Source organism: Providencia sp. R33, from assembly GCF_019343475.1.
Taxonomy (GTDB): domain Bacteria; phylum Pseudomonadota; class Gammaproteobacteria; order Enterobacterales; family Enterobacteriaceae; genus Providencia.
The window spans coordinates 3,222,804-3,241,379 of sequence record NZ_CP072453.1; the positions used below are offsets into that span (position 1 = coordinate 3,222,804).

9 protein-coding genes are annotated in these 18,576 nt (G+C 36.8%); 3 read left to right on the plus strand and 6 right to left on the minus strand.

The genetic code is table 11. The annotated features are described in order from the left end of the window. Positions 1-141: 141 nt before the first annotated feature. The 6 genes from J6836_RS15090 to bcsQ form a co-directional block, all read right to left on the minus strand. Positions 142-1,842, minus strand: coding sequence for an EAL domain-containing protein (locus J6836_RS15090; protein WP_219244806.1), 1,701 nt, complete (start codon positions 1,840-1,842; stop codon positions 142-144). A gap of 692 nt (positions 1,843-2,534) precedes the next feature. Beyond that, positions 2,535-6,041, minus strand: coding sequence for a cellulose synthase complex outer membrane protein BcsC (bcsC, locus tag J6836_RS15095; protein ID WP_219244807.1), 3,507 nt, complete (start codon positions 6,039-6,041; stop codon positions 2,535-2,537). A 2-nt stretch (positions 6,042-6,043) separates the two neighbouring features. After that, a complete protein-coding gene (gene bcsZ / locus J6836_RS15100; protein WP_219244808.1) occupies positions 6,044-7,138 on the minus strand; it encodes a cellulose synthase complex periplasmic endoglucanase BcsZ in 1,095 nt (364 codons plus the stop codon). A 5-nt stretch (positions 7,139-7,143) separates the two neighbouring features. Then, on the minus strand, positions 7,144-9,414 hold the full coding sequence (bcsB, locus tag J6836_RS15105; RefSeq protein WP_219244809.1) for a cellulose biosynthesis cyclic di-GMP-binding regulatory protein BcsB: 2,271 nt from the start codon (positions 9,412-9,414) through the stop codon (positions 7,144-7,146). Between the two features lie 43 nt (positions 9,415-9,457). Continuing rightward, positions 9,458-12,055 (minus strand): UDP-forming cellulose synthase catalytic subunit, encoded by a 2,598-nt coding sequence (gene bcsA, locus J6836_RS15110; protein ID WP_219244810.1) that lies wholly within the window; start codon positions 12,053-12,055, stop codon positions 9,458-9,460. A gap of 1 nt (position 12,056) precedes the next feature. Further along, positions 12,057-12,791: a cellulose biosynthesis protein BcsQ gene (gene bcsQ, locus J6836_RS15115; protein WP_102139448.1), complete on the minus strand. Its 735-nt coding sequence runs from the start codon at positions 12,789-12,791 to the stop codon at positions 12,057-12,059. A 430-nt stretch (positions 12,792-13,221) separates the two neighbouring features. Here bcsQ and bcsE point away from each other — a divergent pair, with 430 nt between their 5' ends. From bcsE to J6836_RS15130, 3 genes are all read left to right on the plus strand, one after another. Beyond that, a complete protein-coding gene (gene bcsE, locus J6836_RS15120) occupies positions 13,222-14,745 on the plus strand; it encodes a cellulose biosynthesis protein BcsE (RefSeq protein WP_219244811.1) in 1,524 nt (507 codons plus the stop codon). A gap of 204 nt (positions 14,746-14,949) precedes the next feature. Then, positions 14,950-16,599 (plus strand): cellulose biosynthesis protein BcsG, encoded by a 1,650-nt coding sequence (gene bcsG, locus J6836_RS15125; protein WP_219249526.1) that lies wholly within the window; start codon positions 14,950-14,952, stop codon positions 16,597-16,599. A 409-nt stretch (positions 16,600-17,008) separates the two neighbouring features. After that, complete coding sequence (locus J6836_RS15130) at positions 17,009-18,490, plus strand: sensor domain-containing diguanylate cyclase (RefSeq protein WP_219244812.1); 1,482 nt, start codon at positions 17,009-17,011, stop codon at positions 18,488-18,490. The last annotated feature ends 86 nt before the right edge of the window (positions 18,491-18,576 follow it).

Here is an 18,576-nt window from a genome sequence, read left to right on the forward strand (position 1 = left end):
ATTCTAAAGGGGCTTTGAAGTTGTTATGATAATTGATGAATGACGATGTCATTCAATGAGTAAAAAAGAAGATCATTTTCTCTTTCTCGTGGCGCGAATAAACAGAAGATAGCGCCACTAAAAATCATTATCTATTGAATGTCATTTATATTGATATTTACGGTTAAATTCACCAACAGGTAAAGCAGGCGAGAACCAATAACCTTGAATATAATGAATACCATTCGCTAATAACCAGTCACATTTAGCTTGTGAATCAACACCTTCGGCGATAATGTCGATAGATAATGCGCTTCCGATTAAGCTAATAACTTTAATAAGTGAGTTTTCATCTGGGATTTGCTGAATAAAACTGCGATCAATTTTAATAATATCAACAGGTAGCTGATTCAAGTAATTCAGTCCCGCGTAACCAATACCAAAGTCATCTAATGCAACTTTAATACCTAAGGAACGAAGCTCTTTCAGTTGTTCTGCCGCTCGTGCAAGGTTTGAAATACTTGCAGTTTCTGTGATCTCAATATGCAATTTATCTGCAGGTACATCAAATTGAGCTAGCTTATCCTTTATCGACGCAGCAAAATTTTCGTGAGAAAGCTGCACCCCTGAAATATTCAAAGAGATTGGAATGTTAATTCCGAGTATTCGCCAGTTTGATAAAACTTTAAATGATTCAGTCAATACCCATTCACCCAAAGGCACAATTCCCCCCATTTCTTCCGCTAATGGGATAAAGTCTGCCGGTGAGTTCACATTTCCACCGAGTGTAGTCCATCTGACTAACGCTTCAGCGCCACTGAGCTGATTCGTATTTAAATCCACCTGCGGCTGTAAGTATAATGAAAATTCGCCCTCCTCAAGTGCTTTAACAATTTCAGCTTCTTGCACTAATCGTTCTTTCGCTTTATCCGTTAAACTTGGTTGGAAGAAGACTATCTGATTTTTCCCCTCACGCATCGCCGTATTCAATGCCGATGTAGCCTGAGCAATCATACTTTCCGCTAATTTAGCCGCACTCGAAATTGTTTCAGACAAACTTTTTTGATAGGAAACGCCAATGCGGGCACTAGAGCGTAGTGTCATATCATCGACAGAGACAATTTCAGTCACTTCAGACATCAAGTTTTGAGCTGTATTCATCACTTGATAAGGGGTATCAACTTCCCTTAGCAAGATAATAAACCGATCGGGTGCAAGCTGACCCAACAAATCCGTCTGGTCAATAACGCTTTTCATACGAGCGACGAGCTTACGGATCAAGGTTTTTTGCTGCTCCGCATTAAGGACACCTATTGTTTCCTGTAACGTATCTACTGATATAATAATCAAACTGCTAAATGCCCCAAAAGAAGAGAGCAAGTGCTGTTCAAAAACGGGGTGAAATAGCGTCATATTTGGCAACAATGAAATCGGATCATGCGTTGACAATTGACTAATTGATTTTTTGGCTCTTTGCAGTGCTAATTGATTATCGTTATAGCTACGTACTAACATTCCAAGTTCATCATTATCTTCTTCTGAACTTAGCTTGAGCTGATGAAATTGTTCACCGTTTTGAGGAACGCTTTTTAATTGGTAGATGATAGACTTTAATGGGTAAACCAATCTTTTATTTAATTGCCAAGCTAAAAAACACAATATGATCGCGGATAGAATGGTATAGCTTAAAAGCAGCGAAATAAAACGAAACCAAAATACTTCATAGGCATGCATCGTATTAGTATAAAAGGTGACGTAGCCGATAACATCACTCGACGAGCCTTTCAAGCCAGAATAAATAGGGGATTTTACTGAGACCTCAATATCAATAATTGTAAGGTACCATGCTTTTTCCTTCGGCAAGGAAGATATTTCTTTTTTATACTGTCTATTATTTTTGAGATCAATAACTTCTAATTTATCTATTTCGTTAATTTTAGTTAGATCGGCGAGTAGATTCTTAATTTTATCTTCATTGTCAGTCTCTATTGCATCCAAAAGGATAGGTATCGCAAAATACGACATGTTTTTTAAATTATTAGAATATATTTCTTTGCGTTGCTCAATAAAAACATAAAATTGGATAATCGTAAAAAAACAGACCAAAATCGACGATACGATCGACATGATTATTATATATTTTTTTGTCAGCGATCTATGTGCACGCAAGTCTATCTCCTTAAAACAACCATTCTTATTAAAGCCGTCGACATCAGTTAAGGATTATCTGTAAGCTGAAAAAATGCCTACTCTTCATCGTAGACTATATAGTGAAAAATTACAATGTTATCAACTCAATACAAAAAAAACACTCGCATGAACAGGTAATAACCCTTACAAAAATAAATCAATTGAATGATTAACCATCATAAATCATAGCAATTCCATTTGTTATCAAAATGCGCCTGTTTTTATTTAACTTATAAACCATTTTGCATTTTTTTTGTAAAATCATTAATGATTTATTGATGTATTAATAATATATCTATTGCCGATAAAAATTAGGATGCCAACAATGGGCACCCTAATCATCAATATAGAATAAAAAAACAATCCTATTTGAAATCAGCATAAGGTATTAATGGCTGTGGAGGCATGTCTAAATCGCCAGACCAACCATCGAAGGAATAACGTAGATAAATTAATGCATGGCTTGGGGTATAATCTTTTGCTTGTTGAATATCAACAGATGCCCCAACAAACCAGTGCGGCGTTATTTTTCGCTCAATTAATAAATTCGTCGTGTATCCAACACCATGACTATAGCTTCCTTTATTATCGGCTTGTCTAAAATATTCTTTATCTTCAATAGCATCATTTGAATCAAAAAAACGAGAAATCGGATACTTTCGACTATTTTTTGTATGAGAGTAAGACCACGATACAGAGCCAGAAACTTCCCAAGACCAATTCTCTGTTCTTTGACGATAGGTCACCGGAAGTCCAAATGAAATATATTGTTGTGGGCTATAGTATCCACCTTGGCCTAAAGTGTAATCGCTTAAATCTTTTTGGTAGTGCCAAAGCATATTGTTGAGTCCAACAGAGACTCGGCGGTCTGCCTCATTAATAACTTTATAATAATATCCCCCCATCCATCTTACACTTTGGTTATCAGGGACATTTTTTCCTGTCAATTGATCTGCTGTTATATCCGCCCAATATCCATCATTTCCACCTAAATCATAACTGCCGCTTAGGCTCACACCTGTTTTACGAACCCCGCCCCAAATAATTCGGGATAATGGATCTTTTTGCCCACCAAATGACAACAATGAGTTAGTTAACGGACGCCTATGTGCATTTAATGCCCAATTAATATCCCCTAATTGATTGTTATATTCGAAGCCACCAACCCAATCTGTTACCTCAAAACCCAGTGGAGTGGTACCTATATCCCAATTAAATCGGTCATTTTTCCAACCTAAAGCGAGGCTATTACCGTTATATTGCTGCTTTTTAAAAGAGTCACACTCAAAGTCATCACAAACACCAAATTTCTCTGTGTCTGAACCTTTCAGTTTTCCTGCATTAAGATTGACATTATCAAGGCGAAAAAATAGCCCACCGTCATAAGCAGGCATATCCGCTTGTAGCATCGTTGTCTGTGCACGCAGTTTAGAATAGCCACTTTTTCCGTTAGAACCCCAATAATCGTATGCTAGGGTTACTCTAATATCATCTTGCTTTGCCAGCTTTGCAACATCCGAGCGAAGACTACTTTTTAACCAACCATCTTCTGCATTGTGCTTGGTTAACCAAGTGAGCTGCTCTCTATTTTTCGGTAATTCATCTGTTATTCCAGCGCTGACCATTCCTTTCGCATAATTATCGAGCGCAAATCGAATATGTCCTTGCTGTTGCTGAATTCTCGCTAAATCACGCAACATCAAAGCACGTTCTTCATCGCTCAATGGCGACTGAGATTCAACTAATGATTGCAGGATACGTTCCGCCTGTGCATTTTCCCCCAATTGCGCAAATATATTCGCAATATTACGCTGGCTGTATACGGAGTATGTATTCAGTTGACGTAAATCGTTAAAACGCTGGAGTTTCTCACTCAGTGCTTGTGTTTGATTCAAGCCCTGTAAAGAATGTAATTCACCGATCAGCGCCAGCTTATTCTCAGGATCTTGCAATAAAACTTGCTGATAGCCCTCAAGCGCTAAAGCATATTGATGCGCGTCTAAGTGCCAATCGGATAGCAGTAGACGCTTAGGGAGCTTCGTTTGCTCAGTATCTGGAAGATTTTCAAGCTGAAGGGTGGCTTCTCTTTCTTTTCCTGCATGCTTCAATGCGATTGCATTATTGTACGCATCCGTGAATTTTAATTGTTGGTAAAGCGCAACAGTCTCTTTATTCCATTGATTTTGGGGTAATTCATCAAGCAGAGCCAATGCTTTTTTCGCGTGACCAATCGAGCTATAGTACAAGGCTTGAATATAATGAGAATCAGCTCCACGCAAGGCAGGAGCATTGAGTAATTGGATCGTTTTTTCTGCAAGCAGGTCATTATTCTGTGCGTGATAACCTTTCGCTAAATGATAAATATTCCATTTATTGTTTGGATCATAACTGGCAATTTTTTGCCTAACATCTATTAAACGAAGAGTATTTTGCTGCTGCTCCGCCTCTGTTGCCAACGCATCCAATGTTTTACTGTATAAATAGCGGCCTTGACTATGAAGCGTTTTTTTCTGTGAGGCCGATAAGCTCTCTAAATATTGAAAAGCTTTCTCGGGAGATTGCTGCAAATAATAAAGCGTAAGCCCTTCCATTGCATTAAGGTTATTTTTTTCTTGATTAAGCGCAGATAAATAATATTTCTCTGCTTTCTCATTATTTTTCTCTAATACAGCAACATCACCAAGTCCAATGAGCGCTTGAGTCCCCTTCGGATTAAGACTTAGTGCTGCTTGATACGCACGCTTTGCACTCTCAAGTGCGTTTTTCTCTTTGTCTTTATCACCGAGGCTTATCTGTAGCCAATAGCGATTATTATCTAAACTGCGTTTCCAATCTTCGCTATCTTCATGTTGTGGGTTCGTTTTTAATGCTCTTGAAAGGTAATTGATTGCAGATTGTCTTTGCCCATTTTCTGAATACTGTAAACCTATTTCACCCAATATTTGGGCATCATTAGGATTATTTTTTAATGCTGTAAGAAGCAAAGGCAATGCACGTCTTTGTATTTTATTTTCTTTAGATTTTAACGATCTCATAGCTTCTGCTCGTGAGAAGAAGCTTGGATCCTTCATCTGATTACGCTGCTCTGCAAGTAGAGTCGCAATTTGAGATTGCTGTGACTTCGCATTTGGGAATACCGTTTGCGCCCGCTCTAAATACGAGAGGCTGTCAGTCGAAACAGGCCAGCTTTGAACTTCCTTAACCCAAGCATTCGCACCAATAGCTTCATTTTCAGTCCCTTTATGACTCAATGTGGCCAAAAGATTAAAACCTTCTGCTCGCTGACCAAAATAAAAATAACGTTTAGCTAATGCTTCAATAATATGTGCATTATCTGGGTTATCTTTGTAAAGCATTTTTAATTTGCTCAGTGTTTCTTGTTTTTTATTAGGCAAATAAAAATAAGCGTTGAGATATTCAATTTCCAGCTCAATCGTTGGATAAACACCGTTAAAGAGGCGATCATAAATCTCAACAGCAAGTTTATCATTGTCATTTTTAACGGCAGTCCGCGCTTCTTGTAATAAATTACTGCCTTCTATTGTGGATAAATACTGGCTTATTTTCGCTTCTTTATACGCTTGAGAATTCGGCGCAATTTTTTGCAATAATGCGGAGGTTTCCTCAATCTGAGCCGCATCACCCTGGCGAATGGCATAACGAATTTTCGCAAAAAGGTAGTCTGGATTATTTGCATCAATAAGTTCTAACCTAAATAATGCATCCTTAACAATATCATCCCGATAGGCGACTTCCGCATTTCTAATTTGTTGTAATAAAACATTTTGCTGTGCGGAATTACTAGCATATAAGGATGAACTTAGCAGTACGCTGACAGTCAAAATGCTGAGTTTAGTGGCAAACTTGTTCATTCTTATTTCCAATTTGGGTGTAATTGACCTTGTGAGTCAAAATAAAAACGTTTGTCTACCCAGCCTTTAGAAAACAGCATTAATACATAGCTATAATAAGCATCATCATTAAGGGGGGAATCCGCGATCTTTTTTTCTAAGATCGTTCTTGCGGCTTCATTATCTAATGCCATAGGTAACAAGGCATAAGCAATGGCAGCATTACCATATCCCTCTGTTTTACCTGTATTAATATTAATTCTTTCTGGTGGATAGCCTAATGAAATAACGACATCTAAAATCGGTTGCCACTGAGCCAGTAATTTTTTTCTGTTCGGATCTGTTTCCGGTAGCATGGCAGCCCATAAGTAAGAACGGATCGCATCATATCCTCCCATCCCAGCAACGCCATCGATTTGCAGCCAACCATTTGGGGATTGCCACCTAATCCAATCGGGAACAAAGCCTTTCAAGGAGGAATCGACTAATAATTGAAGGCTATTTTTCTCAATTTCTTGCCAAGATGATGAGTTTTGAGCAAAACGCTTCATTAATTGCAATGGTTGGTAACTCGGATTTAATTTCCATTGATTACCATGCACAAAACCCACTCTACCAGGGAGTAACATCAAACCGAGTTCAGGAATATCTGCCGTTTCTTCTTGGGCAATCCTTTTTAAAAGGAAATAGCCTTTCGACTCATACTCGCGAATATTCCACAAACGGCCTGCTTCAAGTAACGAATAAGCAATCCATGTATCCGAGTCAGATGCGGAGTTACTATCGATAACTCCCCACGAATTATCTTCTCGATGGCCCCAAAGCCAAGCAGGCAAATGCCGTGTTAAATCACCTTCAGCAAGGTTATTTTCCGTCCATTCAATGAGTTGTGAAAATGTTTCCTTATCATTAGCAACCAATGCGAAAAAGAGGGCATAACTCTGCCCTTCCGAGGTAGTTATTTTATTACTGGTGCTGGGATCAACGACACGCCCACTATCGCGAATATAACTGGCTTTAAATTGCGCCCATTCAGTCCATTCCGTCATCGCTTGTGCAGGAAATACTATTCCTGCAATCAAACACAATATTTGTAGACACAACCTAACCGATTTCATGTTATTTACTCAGATAGCAGACGTCGGCGGCTAATTGATTTCATTAATCGCCATAATAGGAGACCAAAGATCACAACAATAGCCACTGTTAATAGCGTTAACAAAATAGGATGAGATGCAAAAATTGACCATACTTTCTCCCACCAAGGTAGATAGCCAACATAATAAATATCCCCCACTTGCACACTATTAATACCTGAATCTCGGATCACCGAAACGCTACCAGACATAAAATTGCGCTTACCACTATCCGTAATTGCCGAATTCAATAAAGAGAACCCTTTGGAACTATCAGCAAGTAATGCAACAACACTACGTTGATCATTGTACGGCGACTGGAATTCAACTATTGCCGCAATATTTCCTTGAGAATTGACTGTTGTCTTACTGCTCACTGCACTATCTGCCGCACTTAGCGCTTTACTATCTAGATAAGCTGGGCGCATCGGCATTTTTATCCAACTTTTCGTTTTCTCTAATAATAGTTCCTGATTGTTTTCATTATCTGTCAACGCATTAGACATCTCACCAATAAAGAGTAAATCAGCATTGGCGTCTTTTGCTTCATTTAATGCATTCGTTAATGTGACATTAATTGCAGGAAATCCTGTCTGCGCACCAATCATTCCCATTGTATTTAACAGCGTTGTTATATGTTCTGCGGATGCATTCTCTGGCATTAACACAACAGTTTCAGATAAATCAGCCATCCGAGAGAATGGGAATCCTGACTTGCTAAATGCTTGTAAACTTGGCATTGCCATATAATGTCGATAACCAGAGAAGTCGATAGTAGAATTTTCATCTATCACAACTGTGTTATTAACAGGTTGATATGTAATACATTGATCAACGGTGCCACCTGGGATCGGATTGGCATAATTAAAAGAAAACTGTAATTGGTTACGCTGACCTAACTTAAGCGCCGGAACGGCCAGCTGACTATCAGGGTCAAATAAACTTTGCGTAAAGGGTAAACGAGCTAACAGTGAAGACTCTTTTTTGTTTGGTACTAAAGATTGAGATAGGATCAATTCATTATTTAAATTGACCATCATCTTTGAACCATCTTCAATATTTGGCGCTGTATAACGATAATTTAGTTGCATCTCAATACCTGAATTACGGAAGGTAAAAAGATCAGGCGGTAAATTAAGTTCAAGATTAATTGGCTTAGGATTTAAACCCGATGATTGCAGCTGTCCTTTATAAGTAACCAATTCTGCAAAACTGACAGGTTTATCTGTTTTCACCCAATTTGGTGCGTCATAAGGGACGCGCGGTGCAAGTGTTTCTACATTTTCAACACTGACAGCAGCACCACGTAACAGCAGTTCCCCCTGTGAAATACCTTTCACCGCTTGGATCAAGTCATCATCATTACGCCCTTGAATTAACAATAGTTTAATGGAAGGGTCATCAGGATGACTTATCATCTCAATCATCGGGCCTTTAACAACTGGGTAATCCGCTAAAAAACGGGGTCTATGTTCATTTGTCATAAACACAATACTGTGCTGTTTAGGCAACGTATCCATAAATACGGGATAATTTTGATCACGCCACTGCGCCTTAGAACCAAACCATGATGCTAAGATAGCCGCCGCATTTTGTTGCTTTGTACTTACCGACTGACTAAACACAATAGGAAGTGTTAACGCTTCTGAGTCTCGAGCATCAAAGAACGGTACTGGGAATCGAGATAGATCATTTTTTAATACAAGAGGTTGTACTTGCATACTAAGATTACTATTCTGGCTAACATCTAGCCATAGCGTACTATTCGTTGGATTTTCACAAATATCACGGTAGTGACCAATGAATTCCATTCTTACTTGGTTAAAATCTTTTATAAATCGCGGATCAATCGGTAGACTTGCTAGCGTTTTTACACCTAGATCCTCTTTTTTAATCGCCACAACACCCATAAGTTCATCATTTAAAAAAACTTTTAATTGTGACTCAATAGGCAATAACGATGGTGACGGTGTAAATTCAAGATCTAAGCGTGCCATCGAAACCAGCTCATCGCTTCGAACCCCAAAATCAATATAGCTATCTGGGCGGGTACCTTTTAGATGAATAGGTCCCTGAGTAGGATAAATTTTTGCAAAACTTACGTTAACGTCTCGCGTTGGGATTATGTGAGCGGGAACATTTACGCTTTTTTCGATACGCGTTTGCTCTGTATCTTCGTTAGCTAGAAGTGTTTCCCCATAACTTAAATTTGTCATGCTCAGAGCAGTAGCAAGCATTAATAAAGGTGTTTTTCTCATGTTTAAAACCATCATATACGGTATGTAAAATTTATTAGTAAGATTAATTATTTGAATGTTTACGTTTACTGAATTCCGGTACAAAACTATTAAGCCAGCTAATCGTACTGATGAATCCTTTAAACGGGAGATTAACAATCGGTGAAGATTTTTCGGAGAGTATTTGATACCCCTTAAATCCTAATTTAAAAATATCCCACATGCTGCTAATTGGTCTATCGTGTTTAAATTGAGCTTGCCACTGTGCCCAGGTATCTGCTCGCGCAAATGTACATTGAATAAAATCAATATGTTGTTGTTTTGACATCTTTTTAAGCTGAAATCCAATATAGAGTTTATTCAAACGAACGGCTGTAATCGGAAAAGAAAACTCACGCTGTCCACGTTTTAAAATTAAATGGAGGCTCTCATTAACTTTAATTGGATTGCTCATAGGTAACTTAACGCCCATACCGCCATCTGAATAATCAGATAATGTGCAAGGATATAAATGACCAGAGTTTGTCATAATGATCGCTGGTATATTGATTTCAACACGATGGGCATTACGAACCTGTTTAGCCTCTAAAGAGACAGCAACTGCCCCACCAAGAATAATCATGTTATAAACGACCCATAACATACTCATGATGACTGTAGGTATTTCATCTGCTGGACCTACCGCTAATCGCCATATTCCAAACAAAAGCCCCACTATATTTAATAAGGCTAAAAAGACATAAGGCTTGTTAATATTCCAATCAATATATTCTTCATCAATTAATCCCCCTTTAGGCGTAACATTAAACTTTCCTTTATGAGGACTAAACAAAGCAACCGTCGTTGGCCTTGCGATATACCAAGCCAAAACAGTTTCATAAATTTCACTCCAAAAAGTATGTCTATATTTCCCCTGTATTTTAGAGTTAGTCAGGCTGGCCTGAACCATGTGAGGAATGACATACAGGGCAATAGCTAAAGCAGGCGCAAAAATAATGTAGGCATGGAGTAGCAAGAAAGCTAAAGGTGCCACAAGAAAAATAATTCGAGGTATCCCAGATAAAAAATGTAACATCGCATTTGCGTAGCATAAGCGCTGAACAAGTTTTAATCCTTTACCAAAGAGTGGATTATCTAAACGGAAAATTTGCACCATACCCCTAGCCCAACGAATACGTTGGCCAATATGTGAAGATAAACTTTCAGTTGCCAACCCCGCGGCTAAAGGTATTCTAATATAGGCTGAACTCCATCCTTTTCTGTGTAATTTCAAAGAAGTATGAGCATCTTCAGTGACTGTTTCAACCGCTATACCACCTACTTCATCTAGCGCGACACGTCGAATAATTGCGCATGAGCCACAGAAAAAAGTGGCATCCCAAGTATCATTACCATCTTGCAATAATCCATAAAATAATGAGCCTTCATTTGGTGTTTCTCGGAAATTATGCAGATTACGCTCAAAGGGATCAGGCGAGAAAAAATGGTGTGGAGTTTGAACAACAGCAAGCCGCTTTTCTTTCAAAAAGCCACCCATGGTTAATTGCAGGAATGATCGGGTTGGTATATGGTCACAGTCAAAAATAGCCACAAACTCACCTGTTGCAAAGCGTAATGCATTGTTAATGTTACCTGCTTTTGCGTACTCGTGCGTCGGCCTTGCAACATAATTAACACCGACTTCATTTGCAAATTGATGGAACTCATCCCTGCCACCATCATCTAAAATATAAATATTTATTTTATCTTTAGGCCAATCCATACCTAAACAGGCATAAATCGTCGGTTTAATGACGCTAAGAGGTTCGTTATATGTTGGAACCATGATGTCTACTGATGGCCACATGGTTGTATCCGCAGGAAGCGCAACAGGTTTACGGTTCAGTGGCCACACGGTTTGTATAAAGCCTAGTACCAAAACCAACCATGCATATGTTTCCGCACCTAGCAACAATAAGCCGCAGATCAAACTAAGCGGGTCATCCCAATTCAGTGTTGATGTATAACGCCACCAAATATAGCGACATGAAATCGTTAATGATAAAACGATCATCATAAGGGAAGATAAGCGCCCTGGGATCCTGCGGATCACCATTGCAATTCCCCAAAGAAGCAGTACAAAGATAAATTGTGACCAAAGGTCAAAAGGTTGCGTGATACATAATAATGCAATAAGAGTACAAATAAGAATGATCACCGATAACATGACTTTTCTAAGCCTGCTAGGTTGAGCAATTTTTCGATCTAACGCTTTATCTTCTGGCTGTTCATACGCCATTTTATTGGGTAGCTCTGCCAGCCAATGATGAAACTTCAAACGGTAACACTGCATGCTTTTCCAAAAAGGATACATGCATTTAGGTAATCTATGTGCAGCATTCGTTTTAAAGACAAGTAACCCGCAAGACTGGATCACATACCGAATAAAATCGAGAGGCTTAGGGCTTAAAGGGTTTATTTTAGGATAATAATCTTGATGATTATTCCTTAGTTTTTTCCAAGAGTTAGAATTGTAATTAAAAAAAATACCCAATATTAATAATGTTAGGCAAGTCATCACAGATGCAAGCACAGAGCTTTGATGTGTGCGATAAATCCGATAACGTGCAACAAGCGAAAAAAATGATAATCCGCTCAGTAAATCAGAATTAACTTCTTTCATATTACTGAATATCCATTTTTTTAGCGTGTGTTAAGCACCAGATCGCGAGAGCATGAATTTCACTCGCTCCTAAAGATTCAGGCCGATATTGCCCAACTGGACATTTAGATGCTGCCGATTCCATAATTGATTCATCATGATGAATCGCAATAGGTAAAAGATTATCTAATCTATGTGTCCAGTACTGATAAATATCATTTTGTAATTCACTGCGCACATCAAACTTATTGGCAAGCAAATAACCATTAATTTCAGACTCTTGAAATATTCTGGTATGACAATTAGTTTCAGGGACAGCAATATTAACAACAATATCACTAATTTGTTCCATCGGGGAACATTGAGAATAACTGTTTGTTGGGAGATCAATAACGACCCAATTATATTCTGTTCTGTTCTTTATTTTATCAATATTAGAAGTCCAAAAAGAAAATATATTCTGATTAACCAGCATTGCTTCCTTTTCTTTACTACTTAATATTCCAAATGGAATAAACAGTAAGTTATCCTTATATTCCCATGCCGTAGTTTCCCAGCTTTTATTTTCGTAAATGGCGTTCGCCCAACCCGAAGGGTCGCTAAAATCACTATTAAAATGTAAGCGTAACAAGTTATCTGGCGACATATCTATTACGATAACTTTTTCGCCAAGCTTATTTAATTCCCACGCTAAGGCGGAAGACAATGTTGTTGTCCCCACGCCCCCCCGAAGGCCTTTCAGAGAAATAATAGGCATCGTGGCTAGCTCCGAGAAGAAATATCAGCACTATCTGCTAATAAAGCCCATTTACTTTTCAGAATATTATAGGTGGTATTATCTTTTATCTCTTGGTATTCAAAATCACTAAAAGTAAACTCATGTTCTAGATTTTCTATGTCCGTATATTCGATAAATGATGTGTTCTCGGTTTTTAATAATGTTTTTGTTTTCATTTTTTGATTTTTATTAGTTAAATAAAACTTACCAAAGCCATGGATTAATAAAGCTTAGGGTGGAAAAAAACAGGTTAATTCCTATGCCAGTAACTTGCCATGCAATTGCGCACGATGATATATAATGTTACAGTTACTACCATAACGCGTGAAATATGATACATATTATTACAAAGCTTATCAAATGCAATTGATGATAGTGATATCCACTTAGTCACAATAAGAATAAATATATGAACAATACCGTTACTTATGCTTTAGGCATCAATTATCTTGATGGCAATGCTCAAAACATGAAGCCTAAAGAAATATATTGGTTAAATACCAAAAAAACCGATATAAAAAACTTTATAAACCAAGTAATGCTTTTTAATAACGATTGTAAATTAAATGTTAATATTGACAGCAAAGTGCATAACTATTATCAAAATAAAGTTGATAATGCATACGAAGATAATAGGATTAATCTGTTCAATCGTAGAAAAGTCAGTAATACTTTAAATTTGAAAGAATATATAAAACAACTCAAGATGCATAAAAACTCATTAGTTGTCTTTTTTATTCCAAATGAATACCTCACTGCATCTTTAGGTGTTTTCTTAAAAAACATTAAGTTAGCCTGCATTAAATATAACTGTAGCGTTCTTTTCATCAGTGACAGTAATAGCACTCATCAATTGAAAGATTTATTAGTTAATAAGTTCAAGCTGTTAAGTGGCTTCTCACTACTCACCCATCCCCCTCAAGGCTACATTCTTGATATTTGTTATTGGTTCAGTGTGAATACAATATTATCTAATGAGCAATTAGCATTAACACTTAGAGATAACAAGTTAATGTTAGATAATAAAACAGAAAATACTATTAACTATAGAAATGACAGTAATATTTACTATATCCATGAAAAAGTTATGGCTAATAAAATACTGCATTCTGATAATTGGATATCAATTAAGTCTAATAAAGAAATAATTAATATTGCGGAGCATTCCTATTCGGCCACATTGGTTTTATCTATTAATGAAATAGGTGATATCGATGAGCTAGCAGAGAAAATACACCATATTCGCTCAATTAGAGGAAAACACCTTAAACTCGTTGTCGCAGAAGTCACCCCTTGCATTCGCTCTAGTGATGAAAGGCTTTTACTGACTTGCGGAGCTAATCTTGTAATACGATACGGTACGACACTGACACAGTTTCTTTCGCTATTGGAAAGCATTCAAAATCAAACATATTCAAAAGCATTACTTAATGATATTCATCCCGTCATTGAAGGAATGAAAGCATTACGCATCAAAGGTTTTGTCTCCCCAGACAATTTTATGGATTCCATCAACATCCTCTTGGGAAATGAATTTCTACCTGAAGATGCCCGTGGTTTATTATTCATTTTTACGACCGTAAATGGTTTACCAGCTAAACAAGCCCTACCGTTATGTAAGATAAGACGACATGGCGACATACTCACTATTTTGGACAATAACATATATCTTTTCCTTTCATCATGCCGATTGGTGGATGAACAAAAGGCTTTAAGTAATATTTTTCAATTACCTATTGAACATATCTTTAAAAATAAACAGGTATTTAATCGAGATAAAGATATCAGAAAACACGTAACTGCTTTCAGAAATAGCCAATTGATACAAAATGTTATAGAAAATGCCAATACAGAAATACAAGATATACCCGCTAATTTAGTGTCAAGAAAACAGCCTTATACACCAAAACCTGTGACACTCAAGTTCAGCTAAAACATGGATTGATTAACATTAGTAATCTTTTACTTGCGTAAAAGATTAATATTTATCATACGTCCAAAACATGACGTGCAGGCTTAATAGCTTATTTTTATCCAAATATGCTATTTAATTGATTAGAGAGTACTCAATACCACTATTTAAAGGACTCTTTATCAATTTCTGCCGATTTTTATGGGTAAAAATAAAAAGATAACAATGAATCACTCAACATTACACGCTAAAAATACAGATACTCGTCCATATTACTATGGTTTAAAAGGCTGGAATTTCTATTTTCTTCTTAAATTTGGACTATTGTGGTATGGCTACCTCAATTTTAATGCCTTCGAGAATTTATTATTTATTGCATTCTTATTACTCCCTATCCCTTGGGCAAAAATAAGTAAACTTCGCTATTGGATAGCAATTCCGATAGGAATAGCATTACTCTACTTAGATAGCTGGCTTCCTAGCATGGAGAGTATTTGGCAACAAAAAGACCAAATTACCGGTTTTTCTGCTGAGTATTTATATGAACTCATCGTTAGGTTCATTAATGTAAAAATGCTAGCGGCTGCTTTTATTCTGCTTGTTATCTATATTTTTTCCGCGAATTGGATCCGCTATTCAACCTTTGTTGTCATTGGAATAGTCTGGCTTAACATTTCAAATGTGATTGATTTTAAAGTGTCGTTTACCCAACCTGTCGCCACAACCACTATCGGTTCATCGGAAAGGCAAACAACGAATAGCAATATTCAACCTCTACAAACAGGTGAACCAACCGATGAAACACTCAATAAATGGTTAGAACAATTTCATCTTTATGAAAAGCAAAGAAAAACGCAGTTTTTAACATCGTTACCAAGTGAAGCCCAGCCCTTTGATGTATTGATGATAAACATATGCTCTCTCTCTTGGGATGATTTTGATGATACAGAGCTTATCAATCACCCTATTTGGAAACGGTTCGATATCTTATTTAAAAACTTTAACTCAGCCACCACTTACAGTGGGCCAGCATCGATTCGCTTATTACGAGCAAGCTGTGGGCAAGATCCGCATCAAAGTCTTTATGAAGAAGCCGATAAACAGTGCCTGCTGCTGGATAATTTAGCTAATCTTGGTTTTGAAGAATATTTGATAATGGATCATAAAGGTGATTATGGTAACTATTTATCCGGCCTAAGAGACTATGCAGGGTTAAAAGCACCACTGCAATCTCAAGCTAATCTCTCTCATCAAATCACCGCTTTTGATGGAACGCCAATATATAATGACCAAGATATTCTTAGAGAATGGTTGAATACAATAAAACACTCAAATAACCCAAGAACTGCCACATTCTTTAACTTAATCCCCTTACATGACGGTAATCGAAATGTAAAAGATAAAAAAATTGCAAACTATCATACTGATTTGAAGATCCTCTTAGATCAACTCAATAGTTTCTTTGATGAATTAGAGAAGTCAGAACGTCATGTCATGGTGATTGTTGCGCCTGAACATGGTGCTGCATTAAAAGGAGATAAAATGCAGATATCTGGTTTAAGGGATATCCCAAATTCAACAATTACGGATGTTCCTGTCGGTATAAAATTTATTGGAATGAAATCATTACCACCAAAAGAAGAGATTATTTTAACCCAGCCAAGCAGCTATTTAGCCATTTCCGAATTAGTAGCAAGAGCTGTTGATGGAAAAATTTTCTCTGATACTACGGTAGATTGGTCAAAATATACTGCGAATTTACCGATCACCGCCAAGGTGGCAGAGAATGCGAATTACATTGTCATAGACTATAAAGGAAAGTCTTATGTTCGCATGAGTAACAAAAAATGGGTGCCTTATCCAACGACACCGTAGCCCTTAACGCTTATTCTGGTGGTCAAAGACCAAATGCGACCATCAGAATAAAATATATTCGATTGATGCTTTCAGCATAGCGAGTAATGCCGATAGATAGCTCCACCTAAATTAAAAATTTGAAATTTATATCTTATTTGATTGTCATTACAGTTTAAACATTCATTTCCACACGAAATACGGATATAATTGAACCGACACTCCATATTAACAACATCTTCTTTCTCACGAATGAAGATTCGATGCTGTTCGTACTGTTGAACCACTCTTAAATCAGTAATTACGTTTCATAATGAAACTATAAAATTTCAAATATATAACAAATCAGTCACATAACTATTTTTAAATATCTATTCCAAATATGCTATATATAAAAAAAACAGGTTGGTCATTTAAGAAACAAAGTTACGTGGCCATTTTATTGCTCGCTATCCCGATGTTACTTACTAACATCTGGTTTTATGTATATGTCAAAAATAATACAGAAAAGGATATACACGATACATTTACGCTATTAGTGCATAATGCATCAATACAGTCGACAACCCAGCAAATTAGTGATATTAAAAATAATATTGTCACTATGTCCAGCTTCGCCAATCAGAAAGAGATGTCTAACTTTGTACTCAAAGATTCCGGCGATTTAAAAAAATTAATTTCATATACCTTAAATTCAAGCCGCTTTATCTCTAATATTTTATTCATGGACAAAAGCGAAAAATTTAATAGTATCCCAGAAATTCCTAATGAGGATTTCCGCCCTCATACGCGGCCGTGGTTTAAAAATGATACCAATAAGAATAATTTAATCACTTTTACCTATCCATATTTAGATATCCTTACTGATAAACCTATCATCAGTGCATCTAAAAATCTTTATGACACCAATGGCAACAACTATGGGCTTGTCTCTATGGATCTTGACTTATATGAGATGAGCAAACCTCTAAACCAAATCAAAGTCCCATTGAATGGCGAGTTATACATAGCACACAAAGATGGCCGTATTATCATGAGTGCCAATAAACAACAAATTTACAGTGAAATATCAAATCTCAAGTGGTTAGATAATATTAACTCTGTTCAAAACTATTTTTATGACCCACTCACAAAGAGTTATATCTATTACTATGTGTTTACAGATCCTGATTGGATAATGCTATTGGTCGTCAAAAATGAACAATTTCAAAATCTTATAGATGATAATCGCCATTCATTTATCATAATAGGCATTATCAGTTTTATTCTGTATATCGCTGTAAGTATGTTGTGGAATGCAAACTTCCAGCGCATGATGAGTGAGTTACTTTCTTCCATAAAAAATGGTTATGAAAAAAAAGAAACAAATTACTCAAAAGAAATGCTAAATATCTATGATGAAATTTATAAACAGCACCAAGAAAAAAGTATTGCGGCAAAAGCTGCTCAAGAAGATGAACTAACAGGACTGTATAACCGACGTGCATTTAATTACTGCCTAAAATCACTTATTGAGTCTAAAACAGCATTCTCAATTGGAATGATTGATATTGATGATTTTAAAGGAATTAATGACCAATATGGCCATGCTATTGGCGACTTAGTCCTTCAAGGTGTATGTGATAAAGGCAAAAAATATGCTGGAAAAAATAATTTATTGTTCCGCTATGGCGGGGAGGAAATTATTGTTATTTTCCTTAGTTTAACCAATGATGAAGCGTTGCAATGCATCAATGCATGGCGAAAAAGCGTGCAAAAAATGAACTGGTCTAATATTAGTGAATTAAAAGTAACGTTTAGTGGTGGCTTTCTAACTTGGTCAGGGCAAACTGAATCAGAAATTTTAAGCCAAGTTGATATGTTACTTTATAAGGCAAAATCTTCAGGTAAAAATAATATCGTATCGTTATAATCTTTATTTTCTATAATTGATAGGTTACTACGTTAACCTATCAATTATTCTATTAACTTAGCCCTTCTGAATAAATGAGCACGAAT